We start from the raw sequence: 20,736 nt of genomic DNA, 5'->3' as shown, positions 1-20,736 counted from the left end.
ACCGGAGCGGCCGGAAAAGCCGCCCCAAAGTCTTCGGGGAGAGTTAGTTTGCGGCGGCTGCGGCCTCGGCCACCCAACCGTCGAATTGCGCTTGGTTTTCGGCTATCCAATCGGCAGCGTGGCGCTGGAAGTCTTCCAACGTGTTTTCCCCGTCTCGCAGTTTCACCTGCGCCGCGTTGACGGCGCTGATCGGGATGTCGACCAGTTCAAAGAACTTTGCGGCGGCAGGGTTGTCTTCAAGGAATTCGTTGTTCGCGACGATATAGACGTCGTTCACAGCAAAACCCGCATCCATTTCACCGTCCTGCTGAACACCGATCTGCACCACATCTTCTCCGGGCACCAGAACGTCACTGATCCAGTTTGGCGTCCAGGTGTAATACAGAATGGCGCCGCCTTCGTTGTACCGTGTAATGGTGTCCGCCATGATCGCAAAATAGCTACCTTGATCGTGTTGAACGGTGTCGCGCAGGTTCAAATTGTCCAGGTGATCCTCGATCGCGATCTCGCAGCCCCAACCCGGATTGCAACCCGACAGGTTGGCGCGGCCATCACCATCTGCATCAAACAGGGCAGCAACTGCAGGGTCGGAAAACTGCTGCACGCTGGTAATGCCGTTCGCTTCGGCAGTCTTCTTGTCAATAAAGAACCCTTGGCCAGCGCCGGTTATTCCGGCCTTGACGCGCGTCATGGTGCTTTCGCCGCCGGATTTGTCGAAAAAGTCGTTATGCAAGGGCTTCCAGTGATTGAAAGTGTAATCAGCGTCGCCAGACGCCACCGCCAGATGAACGGCCGGGAAATCTGCTTCCAAGGTTTCTTCGACGTTGTACCCCAAAGCCTCCAAACCCTGCTGCACGACCATGTGCTGAAACCATGCGTTGGCGGGCGATCCTTTGATAGGCGAGACATCAACACCTGCGCCAGGTTGTTCGGCCGCAAACGCCGGAAGTCCAAGCACGGTTGTCATCGCGGCGGTACGCGCAAGATTGGAGAAGTTTGTCATGTTTTCCTCCCTGAAATTTACAAAGGCCTGTTCGGCCGGTTTCTTCTCTTGGGCTAATTTTTGTCATCTGAATGCAGTTGTGAAGTTCCAAAATACCTTCCACAATGTTAACCATTGCGTTATGGCAAACCTCCGCAAAACTCTTACAAAGCTTCCCCATTTGATTACCTTTGAAGCGGCATGCAGAAATTCCAACTTTACACGTACGGCGGAAGAGCTGGGCGTCACTCGCGTGTCGGTTAGTCGCCAGATTGCCGAGCTTGAACAAGCGCTTGGTACGACGCTGTTTGTCAGGGACCACAGAAAAGTATCTTTGACTCTAGCGGGCAGGATGCTGGAGGCTGAGGTGGCTCCGGCTTTGCATCAGATTGCAAACGCCGTTCTGAATGTCTCAAAGACGTCAGGTGATACCCCACTTACAGTGACCACAACGACTGCCTTTGCTACCTACTGGCTCATGCCGCGGATGGTGGATTTCAGCAATCAGTTCCCGGAGGTTGAACTGAACCTTGTGGTCACTGATCGTAAGCTCGACCTTGCCGCCGAAAACGTCGATGTCGCGATCCGGTATTCCAAAGACAAGCCAACTGGAGACAACGTAACTCCGCTATTGCGCGAGCGCATTTTTCCAGTGATGAGCCCAAAATACTCTCCCAATACCTCACTGTCAGAACCCGTTGATCTGATGAACGAAAACTTGCTTCATCTATCTGGGATCTATCGGCCCGGAGCCCGCTGGCCGCATTGGTTCAAGGCCAACGGTTTGGTGCTACCAGCTGAGTCCAGTGGAGTAGCGTTGAATACCTATATAAACATGTTGCAAGCCGCGATTGCCGGACAAGGGATTGCGTTGGCCGGAAACCCATTGGTCGATCCGTACCTTGCCGATGGGACTTTACTAAAGTTGGATGGCTTTTTGGAGATTGAGCGAGACTACTTCTATTTGATCAACGCGACGACAGAACGAGCGGACGCAGAGAAGTTTTGCAGTTGGGTTTTTGATCAGACAGCTCAGGTTAAATGCCCACCAATCCTGAGATAATGTGTTCCTAAGGGAGCTCGACCAGCCCAATTTTTACTATCGCACCGAAATGTAGCAGTGAGCAGTCCACTCAACTTTGCAAAGTCGGCTTTGCTGCATGGTGCTGTCATTTGGGCATCGCGCAGCATCGGTCAAAATGGGCTCAAAACAGCCATTCGCTACAGCTTGCATGAATGTCCGCTCTGCGGGACGGAGCGGACATTCGTCTTGTGCCGCAAGAGGTCTGAGCGCTGTCATAGTGATCAAGGCCAACACCCGACCGCATTTGCGGCTTCCGCAAATTGTCGGAAGCTTCTGGGTTCACGGCCCAAAGAGCGCTGAAGGCCATCTGAAGTGCTAGCGTTTTTCCCATCGAGTATTTGCGCAACAAGCTTGGCAACAAATTCAGCATCCGCATTCGGAAACCCAGCGGCGATCAGCGTTGCTTCAAACTCCTTGGGTGTGATTGTTTTGTACGTAATGTCTCGCCCTGTCACGGCCGCAATTTCCGCCACCGCTTCGTCCCAAGTGAGCAAGTCAGCTCCGGTGATTTCATACACTTTTCCGGCGTGGCCCTCCTCCAATAGGGCTGCAACAGCTACGTCCGCTACATCTTCCAGATCAACCCACGGCTCCTTTTCGCCGGAGTCGGGAGCCGAGACCTCGCCAGTAAGAACGCTTTCAAGGAACCCGCCTTCGCTGAAGTTTTGCATGAACCAACTGGGTTGAAGGATTGTCCATTCAAGAGAAGAGTCCTTGATCAATTGCTCGCACGCCTGAGCGCGCGCCTCGTTGCGCTCTGACAGCATGACGACACGGTGAAGCCCGGCCTCTTCCGCGGCTTTGACAAAGGCAGCAATTACGCCGTGGGCGGAGGGCACAGCGAGGTCTGGAGAATAGGCGACGTAAGCCGACTTTATTCCCGCTAAAGATGCCTGCCATGTTTCAGGGTTTTCCCAATCAAACGGAATAGCGCTTCGCCGTGTTCCGTATCTTACGGCCAAACCTCGCGCCTCCAGCCGCTCCGCGACCCTTTTCCCTGTTTTGCCGGTGGCACCGATGACGAGGATTTCATTGCTCATGGATCTCTCCAGCATTTTTAATTTGGTTTTTGTTCAACGTGCGAAGTCAGGTCTTGTTTAGACCAAAATGGGTCAAGGCGCGTTCAGCGATCAAAGGCCCTGCCGCTTCCTGCACGAAGTGCCCACCTTCAGGAATTTCCAGAGGGTCCGGACAGCCCTTGATGAACGTGCGCAGGTGGTTCATCACGTTTGGGCCGAGCATTTCATCCTTCATGCCAATAGCCATGAAGCTCTCGCCGTCCCATTCAGACGACCAGAATTGAGCCGCTTTCTGGGAAGTATCCACGCCGGGCGAATCCATGGTGCGTGCGATCAAATGGGGGAACTGACGAACACCGGCTTTGTAGGTTGCATCCGGGAAGGGTGCGGCATAGGCAGCCGCTCCGGCCACCGAGATGCTGGGTTCATTCTTTTGCATGATGAACTCTATAGGAACGTCCGGATCAGAGTCGATGTCCGCCTGCCACGCGTCGAAGGCCGGCATATCGACAGGGCCTGCCATGAGCCCCGTGTTCATGATCAAAAGCCGCTTGAACCGCTCTGGCATTTCCATAGGCAGCGTAAGGCCAAGCACACCACCCCAGTCCTGCACTACGAGTGTAATGTTGCGCAGATCGAGACGCTCGATCAGTGCCAGCATGTAGTCGCGATGGAAGTGGAAGGAGTAGATCTCATCATCAACGGGCTTGTCGGACTTGCCAAATCCCAGCCAATCCGGCGCGATGACACGTGCCCCAGCACTGACGAAGACCGGGATCATCTTTCGATAGATGTAGCTCCAGCTTGGCTCGCCATGCAGGCAAAGAAACACCTCCTGCGCATCAGTGCTCCCTTCGTCGATGTAGTGACCGCGCAGTCCTTCATACCCTGGCAGGTCATCAACGTAGTGCGGTCGGAAAGGAAACTCCGACAGTCCTTCAAAATGGATTTCCGGTGTGCGCAAAGCTTCGATCATGGGGATTCTCTCAATTTGGTCAAGTGACCAAAAGTACTAGGTCACTTGACCAATTAGATCAATCCCTTAATTTGTGGAGCGAGAAAAAGAACTGTAGAAATACGTAAGAGGGACTTAAAAATCTAAGGTGGATCAAATAATTACAGCCAGAAACAGATCAGCAAAAGAAGCGCAGATTCTGGAATGCGCGCTCAAACTCTTGATCGAGATAGGGGACGCAGGTCTTACGATGCGCCGGATCGCCGATTGCGCCGGTATGCGATTGAGCAACGTGCAGTACTACTTCAAGTCTCGCGACGATGTTCTCATCGCAATGGTCGCGCAATACTTCGACGAATGTGCGAAAAGCCTGCAAAAAATGACTGAAGAAAGCATAGCGGAGAGCGAACGCGAACGCGTCCGGTTTCTCGTGACCGCAGGTCTATCGCACGGTCAGCAGATTAGCGACATGTGCCGCGCATTCCGCGAGATTTGGGCAATATCAAGCAGAAATGAAATCGTTGATAACTCCCTAATGGATTACTATCGCCGCTTTGCAGATCTCATGGCGGAATATGCACTTAGCGACGAATTAGACACGGCTGATCGTGAAAAAGTGAAGGCCCTCTTAGTTCCTTATTTCGAGGGATATTCCGTGACAGCGCGATCTTTGGCTGTGGAAAACAATGTTGTCGAGGACATGATAACGGATATTGTTTTAAGTCTGGTGAAGGATGATATGAGCTAATAGCACATAGCTTATGGAAAAATAGATTCCCGACATTTGCCATCCGTTCAAACTCTGAGAACGAAGGTAGCGACTGCTTTGGGCTCGAACCAGACCTTCGATGCGGCTGACGCAAATGGCCGCTTTGGGCCGTCCGCTCAACTTTGCAAATTCTGTCCTCTGCGATTGTCGGACATTGTCGGTGCCCTCTATGAGCGCAATTCTTAAGTCAATGCGCAGGCCATGTTCCAACCCAACACAGAACTTAAGTATCGGTCAGATCGCCCTTCACTACACGAAACCCATCCGTTTCCAGCGTGACAGCTGCCGCCGAAGCAATGCTCGTTCGAAGCATTCAACCGCGTCCTTTGATTACAAGTTCCACCGCGGCGCGGACTCCGTCCGCGGTTGCAGTGGGTCTTGGTTCATAGCGCGCCTCGTCGCCGATTTGGTATTTTCCGGTTCGAACCAGAAAGGCCGCGCCAAAGCCTGCCTTCAAAGCGCCCGCGATATCGCTTTCGGCATCATCGCCAATCATTTTTACGTCAGCAGGCTCTAACCCCATGCTTTGTACGGCAGAGCGGAAAAACGTTGGTGATGGCTTTCCAAACAGGAGAGCATTTTTGCCGCTAGAATACTCAAGCGCTTGGACGAAGGCACCAGCATCCAGGCTCAATTCGCCGTCTGTATCGCGAAATACCCTGTTCGACGCCAATGCGAGAAAGGGAGCCCCGTCTTTGATCAGGCGAAAGGCTGTGTTCAGCCGTTGATAGGTGAAAAAGAGGCCGGCATCTCCAACGATGACCGCTTTTGGGCCGGACTTCGAGCACGCTGCAAAGTCCTCTTCCAGATCCGGATGGATCAGCAGATGTGGCGCGAAACCGTTTTCCTCTAGCCAAGCACAAGCGGCTGCAGCTGGTGTGAGGATTTCTGTGGCATCTGCCTCTATTCCGAAGCCCTGTAGCTTACCCAGAATTGCGCGCTTCGGTCGTTGGGTCGAATTCGTTAGAAAGCGAACCGGAAGCCCTACGTTCCGTATGCCCGAGACCGCCTCCGCAGCGCCCGGCAGCGGCTCGTTACCCTGATACAGAACACCTGCGATATCAAAGAGAACGCCTTTGCTCACACCTTCCTCACAAACTACGAAAAACTCTTTCTTTCGGGTCAATTTGCCCAAGTGGTGGTTCGCTCTTGACGCCCACTTAGCCATCAAATAGGAAGGCGAAACATTGAGCGGGTATAGCTTAATGGTAAAGCCCCTGCCTTCCAAGCAGGCTATGTCGGTTCGATTCCGTCTACCCGCTCCAATCACCCTTACTTTTCTGCGTCAAATGGCCCTTTCGGGTGGCTGATCCATGTCGTGATGCTTGACCAGAAGGGCGGCTGAGGCCAAGAAAGCGTTCACTTTCTAGCGTTCAATCCATAAGGGCCCGACATGGCAAGACAGACCGCCAACAAACCAACTCAAGCCGCTGCCCCCGGTGCCAGCGAAGAGCGGGCCCGCTCAAAGAAAATTGGGGTACTGGCCTCGCTCTGGCCTTTCATGAAGCCGTACAAGCTTTTGATGATCGGCGCGACTCTGGCGTTGATTCTGACCGCAAGCATGACGCTGACCCTGCCACTTGCAGTGAGGCGCGTGATCGACAACTTCCGTATTCAGGATGGCGAACTGCTGGATTGGTATTTCCTGGCGGCACTGGGTATCGCCGCTGTTCTGGCTGTGGGCACCGGCATCCGGTATGCGCTGGTCACGCGGCTGGGCGAACGTGTAGTGGCCGATATTCGCAAGGCCGTGTTCGATCGCGTGATCGCGATGAGCCCTGAATTCTATGAACGCATCATGACCGGCGAGGTGCTCAGCCGGATCACAACGGACACCACCCTGATCCAATCGGTGCTCGGGTCATCCGTGTCGATCGCGTTGCGCAACATGCTGATGTTCTTTGGTGGGCTGGTTTTGATGCTGCTGACCTCGGCCAAATTGACCGGGCTGGTGCTTTTGTTGATCCCGATTGTCGTTGTTCCGATCCTGGTTCTGGGCCGCCGTTTGCGCGTGATCAGTCGTGAAAATCAGGATTGGATCGCAGCCTCGTCCGGAAATGCAGGTGAGGCATTGGGCGCTGTTCAGACCGTGCAGGCTTTTACCCATGAAAAAGAAAGCCGCAAGCAATTCGGAGAGATGACCGAAACCTCGTATGTGGTCTCGTTGCGTCGCATTCAGACCCGTGCGATTCTGACGGTCATCGTGATTTTCTTGGTCTTTTCTGGCATCGTCGGTGTCCTTTGGATGGGCGCCAATGACGTACGAAACGGTGTGATGACCGAAGGCGTTCTGGTGCAGTTCGTGATCTATTCGATCATCATGTCAGGCTCGGTTGCGGCCCTGTCAGAAATCTGGAGCGAACTTCAACGCGCGGCCGGGGCGACCGAGCGTCTGGTCGAACTTCTGAATGCCGAAGACACCGTGACCGATCCTGCCAAGCCCTTGACCCTGCCCAAAGATGTTAAAGGTGAAATCCGGTTTGAAGATGTCAGCTTCCGCTATCCAGCGCGCCCCGATACCGTCGCGCTGGATCATCTGTCGCTGCAGGTCAATCCGGGCGAAACTGTCGCGTTTGTCGGACCGTCAGGTGCAGGCAAGACGACCGTCATTCAATTGATCCAACGCTTCTATGATCCCAATTCGGGCCGTGTCACGTTGGATGGCCATGACCTGCGAGAGCTGGATCGGGCAGATTTCCGTGCCCATATGGCTCTGGTTCCGCAGGACCCTGTGATTTTTGCCGCCTCGGCCCGTGAAAACATCCGCTTCGGGCGTTTGGATGCAACCGATGCCGAAGTTGAAGCCGCGGCTCGTGCAGCCGCCGCACATGAGTTCATTGCGGCCTTGCCGGAAGGGTATGACAGCTTTGTCGGTGAACGCGGTGTGATGCTGTCCGGTGGGCAAAAGCAGCGCATTGCCATCGCCCGTGCCATCCTGAGAGACGCGCCGGTTTTGTTGCTGGACGAGGCGACCTCGGCTCTGGATGCAGAAAGCGAACGTGCGGTGCAGGGCGCGGTAGACCAGATGCGCGCCGGGCGCACGACGCTGATCGTCGCGCATCGATTGGCAACCGTAAAAAAAGCCGACCGTATCGTCGTGCTGGAAGAGGGTCGTATCGTGGCGCAAGGCAGCCATGATGATCTGGTTTCTCAGGACGGGCTGTATGCACGTCTGGCCCGGTTGCAATTCACCGACGGTGTTGCCGCAGAATAAGGGTGACGCACGGGCATTTTCCCATTCGCCGTAGCGTCATTCTACATTTTACTCGTTGTCACAGCTAAGCCCTCGCTTGCGCGTGGTCGGTTTTGATCCCATCTTGGAGGCGAACAACAAGCCCGCGCGAAATGCGGGAGATCATACGGGAGGAACCACATGGCTTTTGTGGGATTGGAAGACAAAACGCGCATGGAACAGGAAATGCCGTGGGAGGATCGGGATTTACCCGTCACCTTCCATCAGCTCTTGTCGCGCACGGCAGAGAAGTTTCCCAACCACAATGCCATCAGTTTTCAACTGTTCTCGGGGCCAACCGACAAGGCCGAGACCCTGACCTGGTCGCAACTGCAGGGCAAGGTTAACCAGGCGGCGAACCTGTTCCGTTCGCTGGGCGTTGGCGAAAAAGATGTAGTGGCCTATGTGCTGCCAAACTGTAACGAGACGCTGATCACGATGATGGGCGGAGCGGTAGCCGGGATCGTGAACCCGATCAATCCGCTGCTTGAGCCGGAACAGATCGCGGCCATCCTTCGCGAGACCGGCGCCAAGGTTGTGGTGACGCTGAAATCGTTCCCAAAAACGGATGTGGCCCAGAAGGTGGAAGAGGCTGTGCGTCACGCCCCCAAGGTCAACACCATTTTGGAAATCGACCTGAATCGTTATCTTACGCCACCCAAATCCTGGCTGGTGCCGTTCCTGCGCCCAAAGATGGGTGACAAGGAAAAACTGGCCCATGCGAACTACAAAAACTTTAATAAAGAGCTGGCCAAGCAGCCGACCACGCTGACGTTTGAAGACAGCAAGGAAGACCGCGTTGCCTGTTACTTCCATACGGGTGGTACGACGGGTATGCCAAAAGTGGCGCAGCACAAGTATTCCGGCCTCGTCTATAACGGCTGGCTGGGTCACACGCTGTTGTTTGACGAAAACGACGTCATCATGTGCCCGCTTCCCATGTTCCACGTCTTTGCGGTGCACGTGATTATGATGGCGGCCGTGTCCTCGGGCGCACATGTAATCTTCCCGACACCGGCCGGGTATCGCGGAGACGGCGTTTTCGACAATTTCTGGAAGCTGATCGAACGCTGGAAGGTGAGCTTTATCATCACCGTACCCACCGCTATTTCGGCCAAAATGCAGCGCCCGGTCGATGCCGATATCTCAAGCGTGAAAACGGCCTTCTCTGGCTCGGCCCCGCTGCCGGTTGAGTTGTTCCGTCGCTTTGAAGAAGCCACGGGTGTGAAGATCGTTGAAGGCTATGGCCTGACCGAGGCCACGTGTCTGGTGTCGTGCAATCCTGTGGATGGTGAGAAAAAGATCGGATCGATCGGTATTCCGTTCCCCTATACGGATGTAAAAATCCTGCAAAGCGGGCCGGATGGACCGGTCGAATGCGGTACGGATCAAATCGGAGAAATCTGTATCTCGAACCCCGGTGTCTATGCGGGCAACACCTATACCGAGGCCGACAAGAATGTCGATCTTTACTATTACGACAAGTATTTGCGCACGGGTGATCTGGGGCGGTTTGACGAAGACGGCTATCTGTGGATCACGGGTCGCGCCAAGGATCTGATCATTCGCGGTGGCCATAACATCGACCCAGCCGAGATCGAAGAAGCGCTATTGGGACATGAAGCTGTCGCGTTTGCAGGTGCCATCGGTCAACCAGACGCGCATTCCGGTGAAGTGCCATGTGCGTTTGTCGAACTGGTCGACGGGGCGTCGGTCACGGAAAAAGAGCTTATGGACTACTGCAAGGTTCATGTACATGAACGTGCGGCGCAGCCCAAGCATATGACCATTCTGGACGAACTGCCGAAAACTGCGGTTGGTAAGGTCTTTAAGCCCGATCTGCGCAAGCAGGCCATCACACGTATCTATAATGGTGCGCTTGAGGCAGCTGATGTTTCGGCACGTGTTGTTTCAGTGATCGACGACAAAAAGCGCGGTCTTGTCGCGCAGCTTGACGCGAACGGATCTTCGGAAGACGATGTCTCAAAAGTGCTGGGCGCATTTACCCAGCCATGGGAGTGGTCTGAGTAAGCCGGAGGGACAATGGACTATGAACGCCTGATTGACGAGGAAACCTGGGCGTTCATACGTCGCACGGCTGAAAGCTATCCCGATGATGCGGTTGATCTTTCAATTCAGGATCAGCGTCGCGTCTATGACACCATGTGTCAGGATTTCCGACAACCTTGCCCTGCGGGTGTAGAAACACAGGATCAGGCGGCTGATGGCGTTCCGGTCCGTATCTACACCGCCGGGCAACCCACGCGAACCATCGTCTATTTCCATGGCGGTGGGTTCGTTGTGGGTGGGTTGGACAGCCACGACGATGTCTGCGCCGAACTGTGCGCCCAGACAGGGTATCGTGTCGTTTCGGTTGACTACCGGCTGTGCCCGGAACACGTGCATCCCGCGCAGTTCGAGGATTGTTGGACGGCGGTGAATTGGGCGGCGCGTGAATATGGTGACCCGCTGATCCTGGCCGGAGACAGTGCTGGTGGGAACCTTTCCGCTGCCGTTGCCCATCACGCGCGTGGGCGATTGGACGGCATCTTAGGGCAAGTGCTGATCTATCCGGGGCTTGGTGGCGACCGTAGTCAGGGTTCATATCTTGAACACGCCCATGCGCCATTGCTGACATTGGACGATATCAAGTTCTATGAGACCGTCCGATGTTCAGGTGATCAGCCGCAGAACGACCCGACCTACGCGCCCTTGCAGGACAGCGACTTTTCGAACCTGCCCCCAACTGTGGTTGTGACGGCCGATTGTGACCCGTTGCGTGATGACGGTCTGAACTACTGTCAGCGAATTACCGCAGCAGGGGGCCAGGCCCATTGGATCAACGAGCCTGGCCTTGTGCACGGCTATCTGAGGGCACGGACCTCGGTAAAACGCGCTGCGGAAAGCTTCGAACGTATCTCTGTCGCTGTCGAAGCCTTGGGGCAAGGGATCTGGTCTTACGACTAAGAATTATCTTAGTGCAAAGACGCGTTCGCCTTATCGCAGGAACACTTCGCCTTTCATCGTCTCTGCAATGGGGGCGCCCATTCGGCTCAGGATTGTCGGCGCCAATTGCAATTGATTGATGACGGTCTCTGCGTCAGGTCCTTCTGCATCGCCGAAGTAATACAGTGCTGTTTCCTGTTGCAACGGGCCACGACCACCGTGATGGCCGCGCTCGTCCTGCCCGTGATCGGCGGTTACGATCACATCATATCCCAGCTGACGCCAGCGGGGTATAAAAGGGGCCAGCATCTCGTCAGCGACAAAGCAAGCATGATCCATTTCTTCGCAATCGTGGAAGAAACGGTGGCCCATACTGTCCAGCGTGCAGGTGTGCAGGATGCCATAGTCCAGCCCGAAGCGCAGGCACAGATTGGTAAGTGTCCCATACAGGTCCACGTCGGATGGCGTCATCTGATTGTCTTTGCCATATCCCGTCATGCTGTGGAAACGACCATGGTTGATCGTCTGGCTTTCGGGCTCGTCATATTCGATATCACGGACATAGTCGAACGGGTGGCGGTTGAAGAACTGGGACCAGTAGCTATGCGTTACTGCTCCGGTTACGCCGCCACCTTCGCGAACCTGACTGAACACATCCTTGTGGCTCAAACGAAAGACGTTGCCGTTGCCGGTGCAGCCATGTTCCTGCGGTGTCACACCTGTGTGGATTGACGCATAGCAGCTGGCCGACGTCGAAGGCAGCACGGCCCGCAACTTCCAAACCCGTGCGTCGCCACTGTCGACCCAGCCTTCCAGATTGCCAAACAAACGTCGAAAATTGCGATAGGGGACGCCGTCCAGAATGATGAGCAGAAGTTTGCGGTCCATGCCCGAGCCTTTCAGTAAATTCTTCAGTCGAGCCTAGGAGATTCGCGGCCCTAAACGCGACTGTTCACGCCCCCAATAGCAAAATCCCGACACCTGTCATCTGACAAAGCGCCGGGATTTTCAGATTTCATGGAACTGTCACAAGCGTGGATCAGTTCCCAGCGCTCTCCATCTTGCGATGGGCGACAACCTCTTCCAGCCAACCCAGATGCATTTCGGGCACCGAGCTGAGCAGAAGGTCGGTATAGTCGTCAAACGGCGGGCTCAGCACCTGCGATTTCGGCCCGTAGCGCACCACGCGCCCCTGATACATCACCGCGATGCTGTCGCTGATCGCGCGGACCGTCGCCAGATCGTGGGTGATGAACAGATAGGCCACGTTCTCGATCTTTTGCAGGTCCAGCAGCAGCTTGAGAATGCCATCCGCCACCAGAGGGTCGAGCGCAGACGTTACCTCATCACAGATGATCATCTTCGGCTTTGCCGCCAGTGACCGGGCGATGCAGACACGCTGTTTCTGACCACCGGACAGCTCGGCTGGATAGCGGTCGATGAACTTTTCGCCCAACTCGATTTCATCCAGCAGTTCGATGACCCGCTTGCGCTTTTCCGCACCCCGCATGTTGAAGTAGAATTCCAGCGGGCGGCCGATGATGGTTCCAACGGTCTGACGCGGGTTCATCGCCACGTCGGCCATCTGGTAGATCATCTGCAATTCGCGCAGGTCTTCGCGGGTTCGGCCTTTGAGGTCTGGCGATAGTTTGCGCCCGGCAAAGGTGATTTCACCATCACGAGGGGGCAACAACCCGGTGATGACCCGCGCCAGCGTCGATTTACCCGAGCCGGATTCGCCCACAACGGCCAGTGTCTGCCCCGGATGAAGCTCGACATTGACGTTGTGCAACACGTCGAAGTTCAACCCCTTGTAACGCGCGGTGATACCGTCAACGCTGAGCACCGGTTCTGGTGTCGGTTGCTTCTCTTCATGCTCAATTGAGCGAACCGAGACCAGCGCCTGCGTGTATTCCTCCTGCGGATTGTTGATGATCTGATCGGTGTTGCCGTACTCGACCGTATTGCCCATGCGCAGAACCATGATGTCATCGCTTACCTGCGCCACAACTGCCAAGTCATGGGTGATGTAAAGTGCAGCAACCCCGGTGTCCGCGATGGCTTCTTTGATTGCCATCAGAACATCGATCTGGGTAGTCACATCCAACGCCGTAGTGGGTTCATCGAAGACCACAAGATCAGGCTCGGGGCACAAGGCCAGAGCCGTCATGCAGCGCTGCAACTGTCCACCCGAAACCTGATGCGGGTACCGGTCGCCGATATTGTCCGGGTCGGGCAGACCCAGCTTGGCGAACAGTTCACGCGCCCGGCCTTCGGCCTCTTTGCGGCTGAACTTTTTCTGTTCGACCGCAGCCTCGACCACCTGATCCATGATCTTCTTGGCCGGGTTGAAGGACGCCGCGGCGGACTGAGACACATACGTGACTTCGCCACCGCGCAGCTTGCGGATATCCCCGTGCGAGGTTTTCAGGATATCACGCCCATTGACCCAAACCTCACCACCGGTGATCTTCACACCACCCCGGCCATAAGCCATTGAGGCCAGACCGATGGTGGATTTCCCGGCGCCGGATTCCCCGATCAGGCCCAGCACCTTGCCGCGCTCGAGATCAAAGCTGACCCCGTGCACGATCTCGATGTCATGAGGTTTTTCACCCGGTGGATACACGGTTGCGCCGATCTTGAGGTCGCGGACCTTGAGAAGTGGATCGCTCATCCCCGGCCTCCTTTCAGTGATGTGGTGCGGTTCAGGACCCAGTCAGCCACCAGGTTGACCGAAATCGCCAGCGTCGCGATGGCGACAGCGGGATACAGCGCCGCACCGATACCGTAGACGATGCCGTCCTTGTTTTCCTTCACGATGCCGCCCCAGTCCGCCAGCGGCGGCTGAACGCCCAGACCCAGGAAGGACAGGGTCGAGACAAACAGGACCATGAAGATGAAACGCAGACCCAGTTCAGCCACCAGCGGCGACAGAGCATTGGGCAGGATTTCCCGGAAGATCACCCAGATCTGGCCTTCACCCCGCAGGCGCGAGGCTTCGACGTAATCCATTACGGCGATGTCCACCGCAACAGCGCGCGCCAGACGATAGACGCGCGTGGCATCCAGCAGGCCCATGACAACGATCAGAACAGGGATGGTGACCGGAACCATGGCCAGAACCACCAATGCGAAGATCAGCGATGGAATCGACATGATCAGATCGACTGTGCGTGACATGACCTGATCGACCCAGCCGCCCATAACGGCCGCCAGAAAACCAAGGACCGAGCCGGTCACAAAGCTGAGGATCGTTGCTGCCGTGGCGATGAAGATCGTCGTGCGCCCGCCATAGATCATGCGGCTGAGAAGGTCGCGGCCAATGTTGTCCGTGCCCAGCCAGAATTGCGAGCTTGACGGCTCCCACACATCGCCGACGACCTCGGCCATGCCATAAGGGGCCAGCAGGGGGGCAAAGATGGCAACAAAGAAGTACAGGCCGGTAAAGCCAAGACCGATCATTGCAGAGATAGGAATGTTCTTCATTTCGGATGCCTCAACCTTGGGTTGGCAAGGATCGAGACGATGTCTGCAATCATGTTCAAACCGATATAGATCGCGGCAAAGATTACACCGCATGCCAGGACAACGGGCACGTCACGCTTGGTCACGTGATCCACCAGATATTGCCCCATGCCGGGATAGACGAAGACGACCTCGACCACGACGACGCCAACAACAAGGTAGGCCAGGTTCAGCATGACCACGTTTACAATCGGTGCGATGGCATTCGGGAATGCGTGGCGGTAGATCACCTGAAAGTTGCTCAGGCCCTTAAGCTCTGCCGTCTCGACATAGGCCGACTGCATCACGTTCAAGATTGCAGCGCGGGTCATACGCATCATGTGCGCCAAAACCACCAGAGTCAGCACGATGACAGGCAAAGCGATAGAGTTCAGCTTTTGCCCAAGGGTCATGCTGTCGTTGATCATTGCAAGCGGCGAGAAGAAGCCCAGTTTGACGGCAACGAAGTAGACCAGCACATAACCGATCAGGAATTCGGGGATAGAGATCGTGGTCAGTGTGACCGCCGAAATCATCTTGTCGGGCCAGCGGTTGCGGTAGCGGACCGCCAGAAGGCCCAGGAAGATTGCCAGTGGAACCGAAATAATAGCGGCCCAGAACGCCAGAAACAGCGTGTTGCCCAGACGGCTGCCAACGGATTCAGCGATGTCGAGCTTGTTTGTCAGTGATTGGCCCAGATCACCCTGCACAATGCCACCCAACCATTCAAAATAGCGGGTCAGGGCTGGCCGGTTTAGGCCCATTTCTTCGCGCAGGTTTGCCAGCGCTTCGGGGGTTGCGGATTGGCCAAGGACGGCTTGCGCCGCGTCCCCGGGAAGGGCTTCAGTGAGGCCGAATATCAGAGCCGATGCACCGAAGAGAAGCAAGAGTCCCAGCGCTAAGCGCTGGAACACCAGTTTGATGATGGGATGCATATACAGTAGCCCGGATCAGACGAACCACATTTTGCGGGACATATTGCCGTTCATCAGCTCTTGTGTCGGGTCGGTTTCCCAACCGTCCAACTGGTTGCTGATGCCCTCAACAAAGTCGTTGAACATCGGACAGATCAGACCGCCTTCATCGCGGACCATCATGCCCATCTGGCTGTAGATACCTTTGCGCTTTTCAGGGTCAAGTTCAGCACGTGCGGCAAACAGCAAGTCGTCGAAGGCCGGGACCTTGAACCGCGTGTCGTTCCAGTCCGCAGTCGACAGATAGGCAGTCGCATACATTTGATCCTGAACCGGACGGCCACCCCAGTAGGACGCGCAGAATGGCTGAACATTCCAGACTTCCGACCAGTAGCCATCATTTGGCTCACGCTTGATCTCAAGCGGAATTCCAGCTTCTGCTGCAGACTGTTGGAACAGGGCCGCTGCATCTACCGCACCAGGGAAGGCGCCATCTGCCACACGCAGAATAATTGGCGAACCGTCATGGCCCGACTTTTGATAATGCTCAGCGGCCTTTTCAACGCTGAATTCGCGCTGCGGAATAGTCTCATCAAACAGCGGGTAAGCCGCGTTGATCGGCATGTCGTTCCCGATCGAACCATAGCCTCGAAGCACTTTCTCAACCAGATCCTCTCGGTTGATGGCGTGTTTCAGAGCGAGGCGCAGTTCGTTGCTGTCGAACGGTGCAGTGTCAATGTGCATGATGAAGACATAGTGTCCGCGACCTGCGGTCGAGTGCACTGTCAGGTTTGGCGCGCGTCCCAAAAGGTCGGCCACTTTCGGTTCGACCCGGTTGATTGCGTGAACTTGTCCAGATTGAAGCGCGGCCGTACGGGCCGTAGCATCGTTGATCACGATCACTTCTACACTGTCGAAATTTCCGAAATCCGAGTTCCAGTGGTTTTCGAACTTTGTGTAAAGATGGCGTACACCGGGTTCATCCACTTCTACCTTATAAGGTCCGGTTCCGATGCCTGCGCCAGGATTCTCCATCCCTCCGTCAGGCTGAACGATCAAATGATAGTCGGCCATCAGATAGGGCAGATCAGCGTTTGGCTCAGTCAGCGTGACTTGGAAGTTGTCCCCGTCAGCTTTCATGGACTCGATACCTTTCATGATGCCAAGCGCACCAGATTTCGAGTCTTCGTTCGAGTGACGCTGCATCGTTTTAAGCACGTCTTCGCTGGTCATCGTTTTTCCGTTGTGGAACTCAACGCCTTGACGCAGCTTAAATGTCCATACTTTGGCGTCTGCGCTACCTTCTACGCTTTCTGCCAGGCGTGGCTCGATGGTGCCATCGGGTGCCACTTCAACCAACTGATCGCCGAATTGTTTGCCGTTCTGGAAGGGAACTGAGCTTGCATAGGTCGCCGGGTCAAGCGAGTTAGTTGATTCGCCACCTTGCAGGCCAAACTTCAGGTCCCCGCCTTTTTTGGGCCCTGCCGCCCGCGCGGCATCCGCAAACATCGTGCTGGCCATCGCTGCCGAGACGCCTAAAGCCGCAGCTTTCCCCATAAATTCGCGGCGGGTCATCTTCCCGGCGGTGACCTGGCCGGCCATGTGCGTGATTTGTTCGTTCATTGAGTATTCTCCCTATTGAGTGGTTTTAGCCCTTTGCGGACTTTTTATTGACGCATGAGTCAAAGTTGGCGCATTTCAGACAACCGAGCAAGGATATTTCGCGCGTGCACCGAAAACGATGGTCTTCACGATGACGTCACGAACGCCGCCTTCGTGATCTGTATATTGAGAAACCGTCTGCATATTCTTTCATTTTCGGTTCTTGATGGAACAAAGTGTAGGAAAATGCGTCAAATCATACGCGTATTGCGACAATTAGATCCATTACGTTGGTCCCGGTTGGTCCTGTCACCAAAAGCGCACCCGCTGAATCCAGAAAAGTACCGCTGTCAGCGTTTTGAAGGTAGGTTTCGGCTGCGTCCACCCAAGTTGCGCCAGTCACGATCCCTCCGGCTGCGTTTGTTGGGCCGTCCGTGCCATCTGTACCACCAACAACAACCGTCAGGTTCGTTTGACCTGAGATCTCTTTGGCCAATGCAAGCGCCAGTGCCTGATTTCGCCCACCGCGCCCTGGGTGACCGGGTAGAACCACGGTCGGTTCACCGCCAAAGATCATCACACCCTTGTCCATGCCGCGTAGCATCGATCCAAGCTTTGCCGCCACTCGCAGATAGTCATCGTGCAGCGCTTCGTCATTGGCCAGAACCGTTTGACCCGCTTCGCTTGCTGCTAAGGCAGCCGCATTTCGGGCATGTGCGTTTGACGCCACGATCTGTGTCGTCGCAGTGAAGCTGTAGTCATCTGGCAAAGCTCCAATGCCCGAGCCAATGACATTGAGATCGTCGCCGGGCACGTCTGAAATCGCCAGAACAGTCGCCTGTGCGCCTTTGAAATGAGACAGCAAGCCGCCGCCCTTGATGCGTGACAGCTTGCGCCGCTCGGCGTTCATCGCCCGAATGTCCATTCCCTCAGACAGCAGTCTGCGGTTCAACGCCTCCAGATCGCGTAAAGATGTGCCGGTCAGAAGATCCTCGGCCAACGAGGACGCGCCGCCTGAAACCAACAGAAGGACATGAGAGCCCGGCGGCATCTGCTCCATCGCAACGCGGAGCGCGCGCCCACCCGCAAGGCTGCGGTCATCCGGCACCGGATGAGAGGCCTCGATCACCTCGACCGACTCGGGAAGATCGCGACCGTGTTCGTCTTTGGTGACCACAAGAGTGGGGATCGGACCAAACTGAGCCAGCGCCGCACGTGCCATCGCGGCAGCGGGTTTGCCGACCGCGAGAATCCGATCGGGCTTGGGAACACCCGGCAGTGCGGCCTTGGTGGCAGCGTACCCATCGACCGCATCAACTCCGGCCTGCCAAAACGAAACGGCTTGCTTTGTGATATCCATCAATTCTCAATCCAGATCGTAACAGGGCCGTCGTTTACAAGTTCGACCGCCATATCAGCCCCAAACTGCCCCGTTTCCACCGCAATACCTTGTGCGGAAAGGTGATTTGCAAATTCTATATACAGGCGTTCACCCTGATCCGGCGGGGCTGCGGTTGAAAACCCCGGCCGGTTGCCGCTTTTTGTATCGGCGGCGAGTGTAAACTGGCTGATCACCAAAGCCGATCCGCCAATATCCCGAAGTGAGCGGTTCATTTTCCCCGCATCATCTTTGAAGATACGAATCTTGGCCGCCTTTTCGGCAAGCTTCTTGGCCTGCTCGTTGCCATCGCCCTGCATGGCGCAAACTAGAATCATCAACCCCTGTCCACATGATCCTGTGACAGTGCCATCGACCGACACTTTGGCATGCGATACCCTCTGCAATACTGCGCGCAAGGGATTCCTCCTTGTTATGCAAAAGCCAACCTCTGGGATTGTTTAATCCCGCCATTCCACAAAGTCACTCGGTGCGGCGCGTTCTGTGCGAAAGCTATTTGCAGGATGATCAGGGGCCGCATAGCCAAAAGAAATCGCGCACAGGATCAAGCGGTCTTCGGGGATCTGAAAATAGCGATGCAAGAATGGACCGTAAGTAGCCAATGCGGCTTGTGGTATGGTCGCGATCCCCAACGCTTGGGCTGCCAGCGCGAAGGCCGTGACAAAACCACCGCAATCCATCGCGCCATAGGGGCCAAGCTCGGCCGGGCTTGAAAGGATGGCGCAATGCGGTGCGCCGAACAGGGCAAAGTTCTGCATCATTTGCTGCGCCGACCCGGCGCGGTCCCCGCGTTCCACCCCAACAGCTTCGTACAACGCCCAACCACAGGCGCGGCGGCGATCCTGGTACACGCCGGAGTAGGAGGTTGGAAACGGCAGATCCGGTGCTGGGGTTCCGCTGACAGCCTCCGCTATCATCGCTTTACGGAAAGCATCTGTTTCATCTGCGCTGGTGATCACCAACTGCCAGGGTTGTGCATTGCACCAGCTAGGGACTTGGGATGCGCTTGCTAGGATCTGTTGAATCTGTGCACGGGGGACTGGCTCAGGCAGAAACGCCCGGCAGGAATAGCGGCCATTCAGCAGAGTATTCAGTTCAGCTAACGACACGGCAGACCCATCCCTTTGTTTCCGCGCTGAACATGACCGGGCTTTGCCCGATGCACAAGCCTGTCCGCAGGTCCGACTATTTCCCTGTGGCCGCCAAATACCCGACACCCGCAGCCACCAACAAACCTAGTACAACAGCGATGGTGATTTTGATCGCTGACCAAGGACGTTCGCCTTGAACCCGCCCGGTTCTGCCATTGACCACAAATCGGTAGGTCTGGCCGCGGTATTTATAGGCGGCCATCCAAACCGGCAGAAGGATATGCTTGAACGTGACATCACGCACATCTGTATCTACGGCATGAATGCGCTGACGGTCCCCGCCGATGTCAAATCGAACATCCCGCTCGATCACGCGCGCCATATGGGCGCGGGCTTCGGCGTACCCTTCCCGCAGTTCAACGCTGTAGGCTTCAGCACGGAAACCGGCCAGGTATTCGGGCTGATAAGGCTCCAGCGCGGGCAGATCCCAGGGCTCCAGCGCGTCGGTGTAGCGTTTTGGAAGCGACTTAGACGCCAGCACCAACACGTCGTCAAAAAACCGCGCGACGCGGCCGGACTTGGGGGTCCAGCGTACCTTTGGCACTTGTTGCTGAACCCGCTTGCCGTCTCGCATTACGGTGCGGGTTTCATAATAGACAGTGCCGCGTTCGCCGCGATACGAAGACTTGGTGTCGGCGTCGAAGGTCCAATAGGGCACGTAAATACCCTGCATCTTGCGCCCTTTGCGTGCATATTCCTTCAACCCGTTTGGTGCGAACCACAGTCGCCCCAACCAATCGCCCATCGCCTTGTGGGCTGATCGTTCGTCGAATGCAAAAGGCAATACGCCTTTTGGTTTGATATGCCGGTTGATCCCGGTATCTGTCACGACCGGCGTGGCGCAAAACGGGCATTCTGCTGCATGGGTGTTTGGGTCGAACTCCACCTGCGCGGCACAGTTTGGGCAGGACAGAACGCGGGTTTCCTCGATCTCACTGTCCGGCAGGCGGTCAGCGATGGCGGCGTCAAAGTCCAGCTCTCGCAGACTTGCACCGCCCCACGGCCCGGCACTGATCGGCTCGGAATGCCCGCAATGATCACAGGTTAAGGTACCATCACCAGGGTTGAACCGGTAGTCAGCGCCACACTGGTCGCAGGGGAAACGGTGTTCGGTCGGGTCAGGGGCGGTGACTTGTGTCATGAATTACCCGGTGGTCATGATGAATAGGAAGGAAG

At 55.9% G+C, this 20,736-nt stretch carries 18 protein-coding genes and 1 tRNA gene; 6 read left to right on the top strand and 13 right to left on the bottom strand.

Going from position 1 to position 20,736, the window contains the following annotated elements; translation table 11 throughout:
• Positions 1-43: 43 nt before the first annotated feature.
• Positions 44-1,003 carry a glycine betaine/L-proline ABC transporter substrate-binding protein ProX gene (gene proX, locus GS636_RS06225; protein WP_171668815.1) on the bottom strand — a complete coding sequence of 320 codons (960 nt, stop codon included), beginning with the start codon at positions 1,001-1,003 and terminating at the stop codon, positions 44-46.
• Here proX and GS636_RS06220 point away from each other — a divergent pair.
• Positions 1,002-2,045: a LysR substrate-binding domain-containing protein gene (locus tag GS636_RS06220; protein WP_216602837.1), complete on the top strand. Its 1,044-nt coding sequence runs from the start codon at positions 1,002-1,004 to the stop codon at positions 2,043-2,045. The genes proX and GS636_RS06220 overlap by 2 nt on opposite strands.
• A gap of 242 nt (positions 2,046-2,287) precedes the next feature.
• Here GS636_RS06220 and GS636_RS06215 read toward each other — a convergent pair whose 3' ends face one another.
• Both GS636_RS06215 and GS636_RS06210 read right to left on the bottom strand, forming a co-directional pair.
• Entirely contained in the window at positions 2,288-3,106 is an 819-nt protein-coding gene (locus GS636_RS06215) for an NAD(P)H-binding protein (protein ID WP_216602836.1), read from the bottom strand.
• A 46-nt stretch (positions 3,107-3,152) separates the two neighbouring features.
• On the bottom strand, positions 3,153-4,061 hold the full coding sequence (locus GS636_RS06210; protein ID WP_171668813.1) for a haloalkane dehalogenase: 909 nt from the start codon (positions 4,059-4,061) through the stop codon (positions 3,153-3,155).
• A gap of 127 nt (positions 4,062-4,188) precedes the next feature.
• Here GS636_RS06210 and GS636_RS06205 point away from each other — a divergent pair, with 127 nt between their 5' ends.
• Positions 4,189-4,788, top strand: coding sequence for a TetR/AcrR family transcriptional regulator (locus GS636_RS06205; protein WP_171668812.1), 600 nt, complete (start codon positions 4,189-4,191; stop codon positions 4,786-4,788).
• A 334-nt stretch (positions 4,789-5,122) separates the two neighbouring features.
• On the opposite strand, the gene GS636_RS06200 is transcribed toward GS636_RS06205, so the two are convergent.
• A complete protein-coding gene (locus GS636_RS06200) occupies positions 5,123-5,893 on the bottom strand; it encodes a TIGR01458 family HAD-type hydrolase (RefSeq protein WP_216602835.1) in 771 nt (256 codons plus the stop codon).
• A gap of 107 nt (positions 5,894-6,000) precedes the next feature.
• On the opposite strand from GS636_RS06200, the gene GS636_RS06195 reads away from it, so the two are divergent.
• The 4 genes from GS636_RS06195 to GS636_RS06180 all read left to right on the top strand — a co-directional run bounded on the left by GS636_RS06195 (position 6,001) and on the right by GS636_RS06180 (position 11,008).
• A tRNA-Gly gene (locus tag GS636_RS06195) sits at positions 6,001-6,074 on the top strand.
• A 128-nt stretch (positions 6,075-6,202) separates the two neighbouring features.
• Positions 6,203-8,023, top strand: a complete 1,821-nt coding sequence (locus tag GS636_RS06190; protein ID WP_171668810.1) for an ABC transporter transmembrane domain-containing protein — start codon at positions 6,203-6,205, stop codon at positions 8,021-8,023.
• Positions 8,024-8,182: 159 nt separating this feature from the next.
• Entirely contained in the window at positions 8,183-10,072 is a 1,890-nt protein-coding gene (locus GS636_RS06185; RefSeq protein ID WP_171185157.1) for an acyl-CoA synthetase, read from the top strand.
• A gap of 12 nt (positions 10,073-10,084) precedes the next feature.
• Positions 10,085-11,008, top strand: coding sequence for an alpha/beta hydrolase (locus tag GS636_RS06180; protein WP_171668809.1), 924 nt, complete (start codon positions 10,085-10,087; stop codon positions 11,006-11,008).
• 30 nt (positions 11,009-11,038) lie between these two features.
• On the opposite strand, the gene GS636_RS06175 is transcribed toward GS636_RS06180, so the two are convergent.
• The 9 genes from GS636_RS06175 to GS636_RS06135 form a co-directional block, all read right to left on the bottom strand.
• Positions 11,039-11,875, bottom strand: coding sequence for an alkaline phosphatase family protein (locus GS636_RS06175; RefSeq protein ID WP_171668808.1), 837 nt, complete (start codon positions 11,873-11,875; stop codon positions 11,039-11,041).
• Positions 11,876-12,026: 151 nt separating this feature from the next.
• Complete coding sequence (locus tag GS636_RS06170) at positions 12,027-13,664, bottom strand: ABC transporter ATP-binding protein (RefSeq protein ID WP_171092556.1); 1,638 nt, start codon at positions 13,662-13,664, stop codon at positions 12,027-12,029.
• Entirely contained in the window at positions 13,661-14,476 is an 816-nt protein-coding gene (locus tag GS636_RS06165) for an ABC transporter permease (protein ID WP_171092554.1), read from the bottom strand. The genes GS636_RS06170 and GS636_RS06165 overlap by 4 nt, the downstream gene beginning before the upstream one ends.
• Positions 14,473-15,429, bottom strand: a complete 957-nt coding sequence (locus GS636_RS06160; protein WP_171092552.1) for an ABC transporter permease — start codon at positions 15,427-15,429, stop codon at positions 14,473-14,475. Before GS636_RS06160 ends, GS636_RS06165 begins: the two co-directional genes overlap by 4 nt.
• 15 nt (positions 15,430-15,444) lie before the next feature.
• Complete coding sequence (locus tag GS636_RS06155) at positions 15,445-17,031, bottom strand: ABC transporter substrate-binding protein (protein WP_171092551.1); 1,587 nt, start codon at positions 17,029-17,031, stop codon at positions 15,445-15,447.
• A 235-nt stretch (positions 17,032-17,266) separates the two neighbouring features.
• On the bottom strand, positions 17,267-18,370 hold the full coding sequence (locus GS636_RS06150; protein WP_171668807.1) for a glycerate kinase: 1,104 nt from the start codon (positions 18,368-18,370) through the stop codon (positions 17,267-17,269).
• On the bottom strand, positions 18,370-18,807 hold the full coding sequence (gene dtd / locus GS636_RS06145) for a D-aminoacyl-tRNA deacylase (protein ID WP_171185148.1): 438 nt from the start codon (positions 18,805-18,807) through the stop codon (positions 18,370-18,372). The genes GS636_RS06150 and dtd overlap by 1 nt, the downstream gene beginning before the upstream one ends.
• A 42-nt stretch (positions 18,808-18,849) precedes the next feature.
• On the bottom strand, positions 18,850-19,518 hold the full coding sequence (locus GS636_RS06140) for a nitroreductase family protein (protein ID WP_171668806.1): 669 nt from the start codon (positions 19,516-19,518) through the stop codon (positions 18,850-18,852).
• Between the two features lie 76 nt (positions 19,519-19,594).
• On the bottom strand, positions 19,595-20,701 hold the full coding sequence (locus GS636_RS06135) for a TFIIB-type zinc finger domain-containing protein (protein WP_171668805.1): 1,107 nt from the start codon (positions 20,699-20,701) through the stop codon (positions 19,595-19,597).
• Between the last annotated feature and the right edge of the window lie 35 nt (positions 20,702-20,736).

The sequence above is a fragment of the Ruegeria sp. HKCCD4884 genome, assembly GCF_013110855.1.
Lineage (GTDB): Bacteria > Pseudomonadota > Alphaproteobacteria > Rhodobacterales > Rhodobacteraceae > Ruegeria.
This window is presented reverse-complemented; position numbering and strand designations above follow the sequence as displayed.

What these genes read in the sequence shown, in the direction of transcription:
- GS636_RS06150 (WP_171668807.1), bottom strand. Translation starts at nt 18,370, where the DNA reads ATGGATATCACAAAGCAAGCCGTTTCGTTTTGGCAGGCCGGAGTTGAT.
- GS636_RS06175 (WP_171668808.1), bottom strand. Translation starts at nt 11,875, where the DNA reads ATGGACCGCAAACTTCTGCTCATCATTCTGGACGGCGTCCCCTATCGC.
- GS636_RS06135 (WP_171668805.1), bottom strand. Translation starts at nt 20,701, where the DNA reads ATGACACAAGTCACCGCCCCTGACCCGACCGAACACCGTTTCCCCTGC.
- proX (WP_171668815.1), bottom strand. Translation starts at nt 1,003, where the DNA reads ATGACAAACTTCTCCAATCTTGCGCGTACCGCCGCGATGACAACCGTG.
- GS636_RS06160 (WP_171092552.1), bottom strand. Translation starts at nt 15,429, where the DNA reads ATGCATCCCATCATCAAACTGGTGTTCCAGCGCTTAGCGCTGGGACTC.
- GS636_RS06190 (WP_171668810.1), top strand. Translation starts at nt 6,203, where the DNA reads ATGGCAAGACAGACCGCCAACAAACCAACTCAAGCCGCTGCCCCCGGT.
- GS636_RS06180 (WP_171668809.1), top strand. Translation starts at nt 10,085, where the DNA reads ATGGACTATGAACGCCTGATTGACGAGGAAACCTGGGCGTTCATACGT.
- GS636_RS06215 (WP_216602836.1), bottom strand. Translation starts at nt 3,106, where the DNA reads ATGAGCAATGAAATCCTCGTCATCGGTGCCACCGGCAAAACAGGGAAA.
- GS636_RS06185 (WP_171185157.1), top strand. Translation starts at nt 8,183, where the DNA reads ATGGCTTTTGTGGGATTGGAAGACAAAACGCGCATGGAACAGGAAATG.
- GS636_RS06155 (WP_171092551.1), bottom strand. Translation starts at nt 17,031, where the DNA reads ATGAACGAACAAATCACGCACATGGCCGGCCAGGTCACCGCCGGGAAG.
- GS636_RS06170 (WP_171092556.1), bottom strand. Translation starts at nt 13,664, where the DNA reads ATGAGCGATCCACTTCTCAAGGTCCGCGACCTCAAGATCGGCGCAACC.
- GS636_RS06220 (WP_216602837.1), top strand. Translation starts at nt 1,002, where the DNA reads ATGTTTTCCTCCCTGAAATTTACAAAGGCCTGTTCGGCCGGTTTCTTC.
- GS636_RS06165 (WP_171092554.1), bottom strand. Translation starts at nt 14,476, where the DNA reads ATGAAGAACATTCCTATCTCTGCAATGATCGGTCTTGGCTTTACCGGC.
- GS636_RS06210 (WP_171668813.1), bottom strand. Translation starts at nt 4,061, where the DNA reads ATGATCGAAGCTTTGCGCACACCGGAAATCCATTTTGAAGGACTGTCG.